The following is a 13,097-nucleotide window of genomic DNA, read 5'->3' on the forward strand; positions in this document are numbered from 1 at the left end:
CAGCGGTGAACAGCTGCCATTATCCCGGCTGTGCGGTAATGAAAACCGCGCCCCGCACGGGAAGCCCGTGCGGGGCGCGGCAGGGAAACCGAGGTGGGGATCAGAGCCCGAGGTCCACCTCGAACTCACCGGCCTCCAGGATCTCCTTGACGGCCGTCAGGTAGCGGGCCGCGTCGGCACCGTCCACCAGGCGGTGGTCGTAGGAGAGCGCCACGTACGTCATGTCGCGCACCGCGATGGTCTCGCCCAGCTCCGGGTGGTCGATGACCACCGGGCGCTTGACGGTCGCGCCGATGCCCAGGATGGCGACCTGGTTCGGGGGCACGATGATCGTGTCGAACAGCGCTCCGCGCGAGCCGGTGTTGCTGATCGTGAAGGTGGCGCCGGACACCTCGTCCGGGGTGATCTTGTTGGAGCGGACCTTGCCCGCCAGCTCCGCCGTCTTCTTGGACAGACCGGCGATGTTGAGGTCGCCGGCGTTCTTGATGACCGGGGTCATCAGGCCCTTCTCGGCGTCCACCGCGATCCCGACGTTCTCCACGTCGAAGTACGTGATGGTGTTGTCGTCCTCGTTGATCCGGGCGTTGATGGCCGGGTGGGCCTTCAGCGCCTGGACGGCGGCCTTCACGAAGAACGGCATCGGCGAGAGCTTGACGCCCTCGCGCTGGGCGAACGCCTCCTTGGCCCGGGCGCGCAGCCGCATGACCTTGGTGACGTCCACCTCGACCACGCTGGTCAGCTGGGCCTGGCTGTGCAGGGCCTTCATCATGTTGTCGCCGATGACCTTGCGCATCCGCGGCATCTTGATGGTCTGGCCGCGCAGCGGGGACACCTCCTGCGGGGCGGCCTTCGGCGCGGCGGCGGCCGGCGCCTGGGCCTTGGCGGCCTTGGCGGCCTCCGCGGCGGCGATGACGTCCTGCTTGCGGATGCGGCCGCCGACGCCGGTGCCCTTGACCGTGGACAGGTCCACGTTGTTCTCGGCGGCGAGCTTGCGCACCAGCGGGGTGACGTAGGCGCCCTCGGCCTCGGGGGCCGCGGGAGCCGGGATGGTGGCGGCCGGGGCCGGGGCGGGCGCCGGAGCGGCCGGGGCCGGCTCGGGGGCGACCGGCTCCGGGGTGACGGCCTGCGGCGCCGGGGCGCTCGGGGCCTGCGGGGCCGGGGCGGGCGCCGGGGCCTCCTGGACCGGCTCGGGAGCCGGGGCGGGGGCGGCCGGGGCCTCGGCGGGCGCGGCGGCCGGAGCGGCACCGGCGGCACCGATCACGGCCAGCTTGGCGCCGACCTCGGCGGTCTCGTCCTCGCCGACCAGGATCTCCAGCAGGGTGCCCGCGACCGGGGCCGGGATCTCGGTGTCGACCTTGTCGGTGGAGACCTCGAGCAGCGGCTCATCGGCCTCGACGGACTCGCCGACCTCCTTGAGCCAGCGGGTCACGGTGCCCTCGGTCACGCTCTCGCCGAGCGCGGGAAGGACCACATCGGTGCCCTCGGCGCCACCGGCCGGAGCGGCGGCGGCAGGGGCGGGGGCGGGCGCCTCGGCGGCGGGCGCCGGGGCGGGCTCGGGCTGAGCCGCCGGAGCGGGCTCGGCCGCGGGGGCGGGGGCTTCGGCCGGGGCCGCGCCGCCGTCGTCGATGACGGCCAGCTCGGCGCCGACCTCGACCGTCTCGTCCTCGGCCACCTTGATGGACGTCAGCACACCGGCCGAGGGGGCCGGGATCTCGGTGTCGACCTTGTCGGTCGACACCTCGAGCAGGGGCTCGTCGGCCTCGACGCGCTCACCTTCGGCCTTGAGCCAGCGGGTGACGGTGCCCTCGGTCACGCTCTCGCCGAGCGCCGGCAGGGTTACGGAAACCGCCATGGTGTTCGGTTGCTCCTTAACGATCTTTGGATGGTTCGCGCTCGGGATGAGTCAGTCGTGGGAGTGCAGCGGCTTGCCGGCCAGGGCCAGGTGGGCCTCGCCGAGCGCCTCGTTCTGGGTCGGATGGGCGTGGACGAGCTGCGCGACCTCGGCCGGCAGCGCCTCCCAGTTGTAGATCAGCTGAGCCTCGCCGACCTGCTCGCCCATCCGGTCACCGACCATGTGGACGCCGACGACGGCACCGTCCCGTACCTGCACGAGCTTGATCTCGCCCGCGGTCTTGAGGATCTTGCTCTTGCCGTTGCCCGCGAGGTTGTACTTCAGAGCGACGACCTTGTCCGCACCGTACAGCTCCTTGGCCTTGGCCTCGGTGATGCCGACGGAGGCGACCTCGGGGTGGCAGTAGGTCACCCGCGGCACGCCGTCGTAGTCGACCGGCACCGGGTTCAGACCGGCCAGCCGCTCGGCCACCAGCATGCCCTCGGCGAAGCCGACGTGGGCCAGCTGGAGGGTGGGGACCAGGTCGCCGACGGCGGAGATGGTCGGCACGTTGGTCCGCATGTACTCGTCGACGAGGACATAGCCGCGGTCCATGGAGACCCCGGCCTCCTCGTAGCCGAGCCCCTGCGAGACCGGGCCGCGGCCCACGGCCACCAGCAGCAGCTCCGCCTCGAAGGTCTTGCCGTTCTCCAGCGAGACCTTGACGCCGTCGGCGGTGTACTCCACGCCCGAGAAGCGGGAGCCGAGGGAGAAGTTGATGCCGCGCTTGCGGAAGGCGCGCTCCAGCAGCTTGGAGCTGTTCTCGTCCTCGACCGGGACGAGGTGGGGAAGCGCCTCGACGATGGTGATGTCGGCCCCGAAGGACTTCCACGCGGAGGCGAACTCGACGCCGATGACGCCGCCGCCCAGCACGATCGCGGACTTCGGCACGCGGTCGAGCACCAGCGCGTGGTCGGAGGAGATGACGCGGTTGCCGTCGATCTCCAGGCCGGGCAGGGACTTCGGCACCGAACCGGTGGCCAGCAGGATGTGGCGGCCGGTGTAACGCTCGCCGTTCACATCGACGGAGGTCGGGGAGGACAGCCGGCCCTCACCCGTCACATAGGTGACCTTGCGGGAGGCGATCAGGCCCTGCAGACCCTTGTACAGGCCCGAGACCACGCCGTCCTTGTACTTGTGCACACCCTCGATGTCGATGCCCTCGAAGGTGGTCTTCACACCGAATTCCGAGCCCTCGCGGGCCTGGTCGGCGAGCTCACCGGCGTGCAGCAGTGCCTTGGTGGGGATGCAGCCACGGTGCAGACAGGTGCCGCCCAGCTTGTCCTTCTCGATCAGGGCGACGTCCAGACCCAGCTGCGCGGCGCGCAGGGCAGCGGCGTAACCGCCGCTACCGCCTCCGAGGATCACTAGGTCGAAAACGGTGCTGGCGTCGTTCGCCACGTCACGTCCTCCATGCATGGTGCGCCGGGGCCGGCCGTTGGTCGGCCGGGCGGCGGCGTGTGTTCGGCCGCTTCTTACGTCGGCCCTGGTGTCGGGGGCCCTGTCCTGCCGGGACAACATCTTCGCACTTGTTGGGAGGAGGCGGGACGCGGGGCCGCTGTGTGAGAAATCTCCAGACCCCAGTTCAGGGGTTACCGCTGCGTATCCGGAACGCGAAGCCCCGTCGATTTCGTTGAGGGCGAAATCGACGGGACTTTCGGCCTACGGCGCGGGCGTCTCATACGGTCGCGATGCGTTGCCGCGACATGTCGCTGTGTCGCGGGGCCTACGGGGGTATCCCGGCGGATCACGCGCCGGAGCCGCGTATCGAACCACGCGGCGGAGCCGCATATTTATTCATGCGTCGGAGTCGCGTATCGATTCACGCCGCGCAGCCGCATATCGATTCACGCGGCGGAGCCGCATATCGACACTTCCCCCTCCCGCCCCTTCTCGCTGCCAGGGGCTCCGCCCTGGACCCCGGGGTCTGGGGCAGACCTCGGCTCAGCCGAGGTCGCCGTCGGCGGTGCGCTCGGCCAGCCGCACCAGGGTGCGGACCGCGGTGCCCGTGCCGCCCTTGGGGGTGTAGCCGAACGGACCGGACTCGTTGAAGGCCGGGCCCGCGATGTCCAGGTGGCCCCAGGTGATCCCGTCCGCCACGAACTCCTTCAGGAAGATGCCGGCCACCAGACCGCCACCCATGCGCTCGCCCATGTTCGCCAGATCGGCGACCGGCGAGTCGATGCCCTTGCGGAGGTGGTCGGGCAGCGGCATCGGCCAGGACGGCTCACCGGCCTCCTCCGCGACCTCGTGGAGCGTGGTGCGGAACGCCTCGTCGTTCGTCATGATCCCGAACGTGCGGTTGCCCAGCGCGAAGACCATCGCCCCGGTCAGCGTCGCCACGTCCACGATCGCGTCCGGCTTCTCCTCACCGGCCCGGGTGATCGCGTCGGCGAGCACCAGCCGGCCCTCGGCGTCGGTGTTCAGCACCTCGACGGTCTTGCCGCCGTACATCGACAGCACATCGCCGGGGCGGGTGGCCGAGCCCGACGGCATGTTCTCGGCCAGCGCCAGCCAGCCCGTCAGATTGACCCGCAGGCCCAGCTTCGCGGCCGCGACGACCGCGGCGAACACGGCGGCGGCACCGCTCATGTCGCACTTCATCGTCTCGTTGTGACCCGCCGGCTTGAGGGAGATGCCGCCCGAGTCGTAGGTGATGCCCTTGCCCACCAGTGCGAGCGTCTTCTCGGCCTTGGGGTGGGTGTACGCGATCCGGACCAGCCGCGGCGGGGCCTCCGAGCCCTGGCCGACGCCGAGGATGCCGCCGTACCCGCCCTTCTTGAGCGCCTTCTCGTCCAGCACCTCGGTCTTGAGGCCGTGCTCCTTGGCGGCCGCGACCGCCTCGGCCGCGAAGGCGGCCGGGGTGAGCAGGTTGGACGGGGTGTTGATCAGGTCGCGGGCGCGGTTGACCTCCGCGACGAGGGCGGTGGCGCGCTCTACGGCCGCCTTGTACGCCTTGTCGCGCGGCTTGCCGCCGACGAGGGCGACCTCGGCGAGCGGCCCGTTGTTCTTCTTGTCCTTGTCCTTGTCCTTGGCGTTGCCGCCGTTGCCGTTGCTCTTGTCGTACGTGTACGCCCCGAGCAGCGCGCCCTCGGCCACGGCGGTGGCGCCGGCCGGGTCCTCGATCGGCAGCGCGAACGCGCCCTTCTTCGAACCGGACAGCGCGCGGGCGGCCGCGCCCGCGGCCCGGCGCAGCGTCTCGGCGTCATAGCCGTCGCCCTTGGCCGGGACCTCGCCCAGCCCGACCGCCAGCACGACCGGGGCCTTGAGGCCGGACGCGGCGGGCAGTTTGGTCACCTCGCCCTCGGCGCCGGTCGCGCCGAGCGTCTCCAGAACGGCGGCCAGCTTCCCGCCGAACGCCTTGTCCACGGCCTCGGCGCCGACAGCGACGACGGGGCTCTTGGCCCCCTTCGCCACACCGACGACGACGGCGTCCGCGCGCAGTGCCGCGGCGGACGAGGTGCTGAGAGTCAGAGCAGTCACAGTGGTCGGGTCCCTCTTCCGGTAGTTCGTCGGCCGTCATGGATTGGTTGGCCGCGCCCCTCCGCATCGTATGCCCAGGCCCTATTCAGGGCTCAGTTCTCCCCCGGCTACCGCTGGGCGGTGGCCGAGGCCGGAAGGGTCGAGCACCGGGCGCGACGTGGCACTGAGAGCTCCACAGAGGCGTGCCCTGGGGCTTACCCGCTACGGGTGACCGGGATAGCCTTCCGCGCGATGGACACCACGCCGGAGCCGCCGCAGCCGCAACCGCAGCCGTCCGCACGCCCGCCGGAGGCCGGGCCCGAGCGGCCGGAGAGCTCGGAGCCCTCTGAGGGCGCGGAGCAGCAGCCAGACCGGCCGGAGCATCCGCCGCGGCCCGGCTACGATCCGCCGCCCGCGCACGCTCCGCGTGCCCCCTGGGGCGACGGGGTCCGCTTCGCGTTCGGCACGCTCACGGTGCTGCCCGTGCGGGGCACGCGGTGGGACCGGGAGGCGGCGCACGCGGGGATGCTGTGCGCTCCGCTGGCCGGGCTGGCCGTGGGGCTGTGCGCGGCCGCGGTGGGTGGGGTGTTGCTGTTCCTGGGCGGTGGGGCGCTGCTCGCGGCCGTTGCCACCGCCGCGATACCCGCCGTACTGACCCGCGGCCTCCACCTCGACGGGCTCGCCGACACCGCGGACGGGCTCGGCAGTGGCAAGCCCGCCGAGGACGCGCTGCGCATCATGAAGCGGTCGGACATCGGGCCGTTCGGTGTGATCACGCTGCTGTTCGTCCTGCTCGGGCAGGTGGCGGCCCTGGCCGAGCTCTACGGGCAGGACTGGGCGCACGGCGCGGTCGGTGCGGCCGTGGCCGGTGTCGCCGCGCGTTGCGCCCTGACGCTGGCGGCCCGCGTGGGGGTTCCGGCGGCGCGGCCGGAGGGGCTGGGCGCGGCGGTCGCGGGCAGTGTGCCGTGGCGTTCCGCCGGGGTCGTGGCGGCGGTGACGGTGGTGGGCTGCGCGGTGGTGGCCGTTCCGTTCGGTCCGTACGCCGTCGTCCGTAACGCCTTCGCCGCACTGGCCGCCCTGGCGGCCGCCGAACTCCTCCTGCACCACTGCCACCGCCGTCTCGGCGGGGTGACCGGCGATGTCTTCGGCGCGCTGGCGGAAACGGCCGCCACCACCGCCCTGGTGGTCCTGACCTTCGGCTAGCGCCTGCCCCTAGGGTCCTTCTGACGGATCTCCGTGGCGTCGCGACGCCCGGCACGCCCTCTCGCCCCACCGCGCGAAAACCCAAGTAGCTCCGCTACGAGGGCTTCCGCGCGGCACGCCGAGAGCACGCTCCCCCAGCTACCGCTGGGAGGTGCCCCCTGACGCCGCTCCTTCCTCCACGGAGATCCGTCAGAAGGACCCTAGTCGTCGCGCTCCGGGAGTTCCGCGTGCAGGGCCGCGGCCGCCTGTACGAGCGGCAGGGCGAGCAGCGCGCCCGTACCCTCGCCGATCGTGACGCCGTGGTCGAGCAGCGGGGTGAGGGCGATGCGGTCGAGGGCCTTCTCCTGGCCCGGTTCGCCGCTGGCCTGACCGGCCAGCCACCAGTCCGGGGCGCGGAACGCCACCCGCTGGGCGACCAGCGCGCAGGCCGCCGAGACGACGCCGTCGAGGATCACCGGGGTGTGGCGTACGGCGCTCTGCAACAGGAAGCCGGTGATCGCGGCGAGGTCGGCACCGCCGACGGTGGCCAGCAGCTGGAGCTGATCGCCGAGCACGGGGCGGGCGCGGCGCAGCCCGTCGCGGATGGCGGCGCACTTGCGCATCCAGGCCAGGTCGTCGATGGCGGCCCCGCCGCGGCCGGTGACCACGGACGCGTCCGTACCGCACAGCGCGGCGATGAGCGTGGCCGCGGCGGTCGTGCCGCCGACGCTGAGGTCACCGAGGACGAGGAGGTCCGTGCCGGAGTCCGCCTCCTCGTCCGCGATGGCCATCCCGGCGCGGAAGGCCCGCTCGGCCTCGTCCAGGGTGAGCGCGTCCTCGACGTCGATCCGGCCGGATCCGCGGCGTACGCGGTGGCGGGTGACGTCTTCGGGGAGATCCTCGGGGTCGCAGTCCAGGGCCATGTCGATGACTCGGACGGATGTGCCGAGGCGGGCGGCCAGGATGGCGGCCGGGCTCTCGCCGTCGAGCACGGCGCGGACCAGACGGTGGGTGCTCCTGGCGGGGCGGGCGGAGACGCCGAGGTCGGAGACGCCGTGGTCGCCCGCGAAGAGGACGACGCGGGGCTGCTCGATGGGCTTGACTGGCACCCGCTGCTGAGCGGCGGCCAGCCACTCGCCCAGTTCGTCCAGCCGCCCGAGCGCACCCGGCGGCAACGCGAGCCGCTCGCGGCGCTCCTCGGCGTCACGCCGGATGCCCCCGTCGGGGCGCTCGATCAGGTCGACGAAGTCATCGAGATTGAGAGCACTCACCTGGCGAACCCTACCGGGCGCCCCGGGAACCGGTACGGCGTCCGTCCGTTGAGCCCCGCGCGGCCCCCGCGCGGCCCCCGCGCGTAGGTAGGCCGGGCACAGGCGTAGGCAGGCCGGGCACAGGCGTAGGCGCAGGCTGGGCACAGACGTAGGCGCAGGCTGGGCACAGGCGTAGGCGCAGGCGCAGGCTGGGCACAGGCATAGGCGCAGGACGGACACGGAGCGGGGCCTGCGTCGGCCTACTCGGCTCGGCTGCCCGCGCCGCCGTCTCGCGCCTTCGGCGCAATTGAGCAGCGGGGGAGGGGGTGGGGGGGCGCGGGCCGCGTCGCCGGGCGCCGGGCCGGTGGAGCGCGGGGTCCGTGGCGGCTCCGGTGCTCGGAGGCTGGGAGCCTTGCCGGGCTGCCGGGCTGCCGGGCTGCCGGGCTGCCGGGCTGCCGGGGTCGGGGTACCCCCTCTCAAAACGTTTGACAAATTAGTTGCGCCAGATCAAGTGTTTTCGAGAGGGGTACCCGGAGGGGCCGCCCCGGGGCCGACCGGCCCGCAGTCCGGAGGGACCTCGGCCGCCGAAGCGGGAGGCCGCCACCGGCGCCCGCCTCCGCCGTCCCGGCGCCCGGCGGCGGTGCCGCGCCCCCCACCCCCTGCCCCGCTGCTCAAATGCGCCGAAGGCGCGAGACGAAAGCCGCACCCAACCGAACCGAGCAGCCCCGCACACCCCACACCGCCCCGCACACCCCACACCGCCCCGCGTGCCCAGCACCCCGGCCCGCGATCAGCCGCGCAGCGGCAGGGGCTGACCCGCCACCACCAGCAGCACCTGCTCGCACTCCTCGGCGAACGCCGCGTTCAGGCGGCCCAGTTCGTCGCGGAAGCGGCGGCCGGAGGCGGTCGCGGGGACGATGCCCGAGCCGACCTCATTGCTCACCGCGACGACCGTACGGGTCGTGGCGCGGACCGCCGCGACGAGGGCGGAGACCCGTTCGTGGAGGGCGCGTCCGCCGTCGTGTGTCCACTTCTCGTCGTCCCAGGCGCTCACGGAGTCCATCGCGTCGGTGAGCCACAGCGCCAGGCAGTCGATGAGCAGCGGTGGGCCGTCCTCGGCGAGCAGCGGGGGCAGGTCGCAGGTCTCGGTGGTGCGCCAGGAGCCGGGGCGGCGGTCGCGGTGGGCGGCGACGCGGGCGGCCCACTCGGGGTCGCCCTCACGGGTGCCGCCCGTCGCGACGTACAGGACGTCGGGGAACGCGGCCAGCCGCCGTTCCGCCTCGAGGGACTTGCCGGACCGGGCGCCGCCCAGCACCAGCGTGCGGCGCGGCAGGTCCGGCACCGCGTGGTACTCGCCGACGATCAGCGTCTGCCCGTCCGGCACCGCCCGCGCGCCCGCCGTGGCGAGGCGGCGGTGCAGCTCCCGGCCGGGCGGGGTGGTGTGGTCGAGATGGACGGCCAGGACGTCGGTGGTGGCGTCCACGGCGCCCGAGGAGCGCAGGGCGGCCAGCGCGTCGGGGCGGCCCAGCACGTCGAGCAGCACCATGTCGTACGGCTCGGCCGGGTCCGGGAGCCCGGCGGCGGTCGCGCCCGGCGGGAGGTACAGCAGCCGGGTGCCGTCGGGGCCGGTGACCTCGTAGCCGGTACCGGGGGAGTCCAGCGCGACCGCCCGTACCCGGTGCCCGCTGATCAGGGACAGCATGCGGCCGTCCGGCACCCGCCCCGGCGCCGGCAGCCCGGCCGGGAACTCGACGGCCGGACCCGCGTGCGGATGCGAGAGCAGCACCTGGCGGACGCCCACCAGCGAGTACCCGGCCCGCGCGGCGGCGAAGGCGGCCCCCGGGGTGAGGTCGATCAGCAGCGCGCCGTCGATCAGCAGCGAGGTGGCGGCCCGTGCCTCCTCGCCGACGGCGGCGGCACAGGCGGCGCAGGGACAGCCGTGGCGCGGCAGCCCGTCGGGGGCCCCGGTGCCCAGAAGAGTGAGTTCCACGCCCCGATCGTCTCGCGTCCGTTCCCACGGGTCGCGCGGGGCCACCCCGTACGGAGTGATCAGTCACCTAGGCTGCGGGCAGACATCAGCTGTGGACCGGCGGGTATCACCCGTGGGTCGGCGGGATGGAGGAGGCTGGAATGGCGTGGACATGGCGGTTCGAGAAGTCCGACGGGGCGGAGACGAAGCCCGCGGTGCAGCCGGAGGAGTTCCCGACCCAGGGGGACGCGGAGTCGTGGATCGGCGAGGAGTGGCGGGAGCTCCTCGAGGGAGGCGCGGAGCAGGTGACGCTCTTCGAGGACGGTAAGAAGATCTACGGCCCGATGAGCCTGCGCGCCGAATAGACAGAGCCGAATAGGCAGAGCCGAATAGACAAACAAAGCCGAATAGACAAAAGCGCGGGGTGGCGGTCCTGACCGCCACCCCATCCCGGCCCCGGCTCGGCTCCGGCTCTGCCTCGGGTCGGCCCCGGATCAGCCGCGCACCCCGCACAGATGCAGTAGCGCCGCCACCGCCCGGTAGGGATCCGTGCGGCCGGCCCGCTCCTCGGCCGTCAGCAGCCGCTCCCACTCCGGGGAGTCCGGCGGCTCCGCGTCGTCCGGGGCGAGGTCGGTGAAGACCCGCACGCCGTACCAGGCGCGCAGCGGCGCGCCGATCGCGGTGAGGGTCTCGGTCAGCTCCTCGCGCCGGTCGGCGCGCACCGGCAGCCCGATCCTGTTGGTGTACGAGGGGGAGTCGAAGGCGGCCAGCGCGGTGTCGAAGTCCCCGGCCAGCCCCGGCCGCATCGCCAGCGCGTCACCGTTGCGCACCAGCAGGGAGAGCAGACCGCCGGGGGCCAGCACCCGGGCCAGCCCGGCGAGCAGCGGATCCGGTTCCGGCACGTACATCAGCACGCCGTGGCACAGCACCACATCGAAGGTGCCCGGCAGGAAGTGTGCCCCGGTCTCCCGGCCGTCGCCCTCGAACAGCCGCACACGTCGTCGGATGCCCTCGGGCTCGTCGGCGAGCGCGGTGCGGGCCGCCTCCAGCATGGTGGCGTCGGACTCCAGTCCGGTCACCTCATGGCCCGCGCGGGCCAGCCGCAGGGCCTGGGTGCCCTGGCCGACGCCCACGTCGAGCATCCGCAGCCGCTGCCCCACCGGGAAGCGCGCGGTGATCTGCTCATCGAGCTGGTGGGCGACCAGCGCCTGCCGGACGGTGTTCCGCAGGCCCCCGAGGCGGCTCAGCCAGCCGGCCGCCCCGCCGGTGAAACCGGAGGATTGGCCGCTCAGGGCCGCTCTCCGCGCTTGACCTGCGGCTTGGGCAGCCGCAGTCGGCGCATCTGGAGGGTGCGCATCAGGGCGTACGCCACCGCGCCGCGCAGATTCTCGTCGGGGAAGCGCTTGCGCAGCTGCCGCTTGAGCTGGACGCCGAGGACGAGGGAGTTGACCACGATGAGGACGATGACCACCATCCACACCAGCAGCACATAGCTCTGCATGGCGCCGGCCCGGATCATGCTCAGGACCAGGATGACCACCGCGAGCGGCAGGAAGTACTCGGCGACGGAGAACCGCGAGTCCACGTAGTCGCGGGCGAAGCGCCGCACCGGACCCTTGTCGCGGGCCGGCAGATACCGCTCGTCACCCCCGGCCAGCGCCTGGCGCTGCTTGGCCAGATCGGCGCGGCGGGCCTCGCGCGCACGCTTGGAGGCGTCCTTACGGTTGGCCGGCGTCTTCGCCAGGCTGCGGCGCTGCGACTGGGCCTCGCTCCGCTTGGGAGTGGGGCGGCCCTTGGGCGCCTGCGGGTCACGGGTCTGCTGCGGCTGGTCCGCGGTCACCTTGGTGGTAGCGGCCTGCTCATCCTTGGAACGGCTTCGGAACACAAAGCCCAAGGGTACGGGTTGCGGGGTGTGCGCCCCAGCCTCTGGGGGAACGATCAGGCAACGGAGTCCCGCCCTAATCGGGACACAGGGGGCGCACTCCTCCTTGCGCCGGAGGCTCCCACCGTCTGATCGTCCTGCAGGAGGAGCGCGAGCGGGCTCGAACAGTGCGGTAATGGAAGCAGGGCCCGTAGGCTGGGTCTGTTGGAGTGCCGGAGTCACACGTCCGTCAGAAGGGGGCGCGCGAGGCCCATGAGCGGTGTCATGAAGCGTATGGGGATGATCTTCCGCGCGAAAGCCAACAAGGCCCTGGACCGGGCCGAGGACCCGCGCGAAACCCTTGACTACTCGTACCAGAAGCAGCTGGAGCTGCTCCAGAAGGTGCGCCGCGGTGTCGCCGACGTGGCGACCTCGCGCAAGCGCCTTGAGCTGCAGCTCAACCAGTTGCAGGGCCAGTCCGCCAAGTTGGAGGACCAGGGCCGCAAGGCGCTCGCGCTCGGCCGGGAGGATCTGGCCCGCGAGGCGCTGTCCCGCCGTGCCGCGCTGCAGCAGCAGGTCACCGACCTGGAGACCCAGCACCAGACGCTCCAGGGCGAGGAGGAGAAGCTGACCCTGGCCGCCCAGCGGCTCCAGGCCAAGGTCGACGCCTTCCGTACGCGCAAGGAGACCATCAAGGCCACCTACACCGCGGCCCAGGCCCAGACCCGCATCGGCGAGGCGTTCTCCGGCATCTCCGAGGAGATGGGCGACGTCGGCATGGCGATCCAGCGTGCCGAGGACAAGACGGCGCAGCTCCAGGCGCGTGCGGGCGCGATCGACGAGCTGCTGGCCTCCGGCGCCCTGGACGACCAGTCCGGTATGGCCAAGGACGACATCGCGGCCGAGCTGGACCGGATCTCCGGTGGTACGGACGTGGAGCTGGAGCTTCAGCGGATGAAGGCCGAGCTGGCCGGCGGCAGCCCGCAGCAGGCGATCGAGGGCGGCAAGACGGACGAGTCCCAGCAGTCCCGGACCCAGCACAAGTTCGACAAGCAGTAGCCCGCGCCCCCGCCTGGGCGAGGTCTCCAAGGAGGTCGTCATGATCGTACGGATCATGGGGGAGGGCCAGGTGCGGGTGGCCGAGAGCCATCTGCCCGGACTGAACAGGCTCGACGACGAGCTGCTCGCGGAGATCGAGGGCGGCGATCACGAGGGCTTCCGGAGGACCCTGGGCGCGCTGCTGGGCGCGGTGCGCTCGGCCGGTGAGCCCCTTCCCGACGACGTGCTCCAGCCGTCCGAGCTGATCCTCCCCGGCGCCGACGCGACCCTCGAGGAAGTCAAGGCGATGCTCAAGGACGACGGCCTCATTCCGGGCTAGTGCGGCGCGCTCCCGGATCCACACTCCAGCACAGGTCATACCTCCTTTCACCGGCCGGGTACGGGCCGCCCATGAAGCCGGGCGGCCCCCCGCGGCCCTTACGG

11 protein-coding genes are annotated in these 13,097 nt (G+C 72.7%); 4 read left to right on the plus strand and 7 right to left on the minus strand.

Features of this window, described 5'->3' with window-relative positions; genetic code table 11:
* Window positions 1-100 precede the first annotated feature (100 nt).
* The 3 genes from sucB to ACMTAK_RS35840 all read right to left on the minus strand — a co-directional run bounded on the left by sucB (window position 101) and on the right by ACMTAK_RS35840 (window position 5,374).
* Window positions 101-1,852, minus strand: coding sequence for a 2-oxoglutarate dehydrogenase, E2 component, dihydrolipoamide succinyltransferase (sucB, locus tag ACMTAK_RS35830; protein ID WP_413810012.1), 1,752 nt, complete (start codon window positions 1,850-1,852; stop codon window positions 101-103).
* Window positions 1,853-1,903: 51 nt separating this feature from the next.
* Entirely contained in the window at window positions 1,904-3,292 is a 1,389-nt protein-coding gene (gene lpdA / locus ACMTAK_RS35835) for a dihydrolipoyl dehydrogenase (RefSeq protein ID WP_413810013.1), read from the minus strand.
* A 543-nt stretch (window positions 3,293-3,835) separates the two neighbouring features.
* Window positions 3,836-5,374, minus strand: coding sequence for a leucyl aminopeptidase (locus ACMTAK_RS35840; protein WP_413810014.1), 1,539 nt, complete (start codon window positions 5,372-5,374; stop codon window positions 3,836-3,838).
* Window positions 5,375-5,605: 231 nt separating this feature from the next.
* Here ACMTAK_RS35840 and ACMTAK_RS35845 point away from each other — a divergent pair, with 231 nt between their 5' ends.
* Window positions 5,606-6,556, plus strand: coding sequence for an adenosylcobinamide-GDP ribazoletransferase (locus ACMTAK_RS35845; RefSeq protein ID WP_413810015.1), 951 nt, complete (start codon window positions 5,606-5,608; stop codon window positions 6,554-6,556).
* A gap of 200 nt (window positions 6,557-6,756) precedes the next feature.
* Here the strand turns inward: ACMTAK_RS35845 and cobT are convergent, their stop codons facing one another.
* Both cobT and ACMTAK_RS35855 read right to left on the minus strand, forming a co-directional pair.
* Window positions 6,757-7,806 carry a nicotinate-nucleotide--dimethylbenzimidazole phosphoribosyltransferase gene (gene cobT, locus ACMTAK_RS35850; RefSeq protein WP_413810016.1) on the minus strand — a complete coding sequence of 350 codons (1,050 nt, stop codon included), beginning with the start codon at window positions 7,804-7,806 and terminating at the stop codon, window positions 6,757-6,759.
* 769 nt (window positions 7,807-8,575) lie between these two features.
* Window positions 8,576-9,775, minus strand: a complete 1,200-nt coding sequence (locus ACMTAK_RS35855; RefSeq protein WP_413810017.1) for a bifunctional adenosylcobinamide kinase/adenosylcobinamide-phosphate guanylyltransferase — start codon at window positions 9,773-9,775, stop codon at window positions 8,576-8,578.
* 140 nt (window positions 9,776-9,915) lie between these two features.
* On the opposite strand from ACMTAK_RS35855, the gene ACMTAK_RS35860 reads away from it, so the two are divergent.
* Window positions 9,916-10,119 (plus strand): hypothetical protein, encoded by a 204-nt coding sequence (locus tag ACMTAK_RS35860; protein WP_020871990.1) that lies wholly within the window; start codon window positions 9,916-9,918, stop codon window positions 10,117-10,119.
* A 129-nt stretch (window positions 10,120-10,248) separates the two neighbouring features.
* Here ACMTAK_RS35860 and ACMTAK_RS35865 read toward each other — a convergent pair whose 3' ends face one another.
* Window positions 10,249-10,983: a class I SAM-dependent methyltransferase gene (locus ACMTAK_RS35865; RefSeq protein WP_413813098.1), complete on the minus strand. Its 735-nt coding sequence runs from the start codon at window positions 10,981-10,983 to the stop codon at window positions 10,249-10,251.
* A gap of 59 nt (window positions 10,984-11,042) precedes the next feature.
* Window positions 11,043-11,639: a DUF3043 domain-containing protein gene (locus ACMTAK_RS35870; RefSeq protein ID WP_413810018.1), complete on the minus strand. Its 597-nt coding sequence runs from the start codon at window positions 11,637-11,639 to the stop codon at window positions 11,043-11,045.
* Window positions 11,640-11,888: 249 nt separating this feature from the next.
* On the opposite strand from ACMTAK_RS35870, the gene ACMTAK_RS35875 reads away from it, so the two are divergent.
* Both ACMTAK_RS35875 and pspAA read left to right on the plus strand, forming a co-directional pair.
* Window positions 11,889-12,674 (plus strand): PspA/IM30 family protein, encoded by a 786-nt coding sequence (locus ACMTAK_RS35875; RefSeq protein ID WP_413810019.1) that lies wholly within the window; start codon window positions 11,889-11,891, stop codon window positions 12,672-12,674.
* A gap of 40 nt (window positions 12,675-12,714) precedes the next feature.
* Window positions 12,715-12,993: a PspA-associated protein PspAA gene (pspAA, locus tag ACMTAK_RS35880; protein WP_413810020.1), complete on the plus strand. Its 279-nt coding sequence runs from the start codon at window positions 12,715-12,717 to the stop codon at window positions 12,991-12,993.
* The last annotated feature ends 104 nt before the right edge of the window (window positions 12,994-13,097 follow it).

Source organism: Streptomyces lacaronensis (assembly GCF_047337785.1).
Taxonomy (GTDB): Bacteria; Actinomycetota; Actinomycetes; order Streptomycetales; family Streptomycetaceae; genus Streptomyces; species Streptomyces lycopersici.

Bases quoted from the DNA above. Each gene is read 5' to 3' on its own strand.
- ACMTAK_RS35845 (WP_413810015.1), top strand. From the start codon at position 5,606: ATGGACACCACGCCGGAGCCGCCGCAGCCGCAACCGCAGCCGTCCGCA.
- pspAA (WP_413810020.1), top strand. From the start codon at position 12,715: ATGATCGTACGGATCATGGGGGAGGGCCAGGTGCGGGTGGCCGAGAGC.
- ACMTAK_RS35875 (WP_413810019.1), top strand. From the start codon at position 11,889: ATGAGCGGTGTCATGAAGCGTATGGGGATGATCTTCCGCGCGAAAGCC.
- sucB (WP_413810012.1), bottom strand. From the start codon at position 1,852: ATGGCGGTTTCCGTAACCCTGCCGGCGCTCGGCGAGAGCGTGACCGAG.
- ACMTAK_RS35860 (WP_020871990.1), top strand. From the start codon at position 9,916: ATGGCGTGGACATGGCGGTTCGAGAAGTCCGACGGGGCGGAGACGAAG.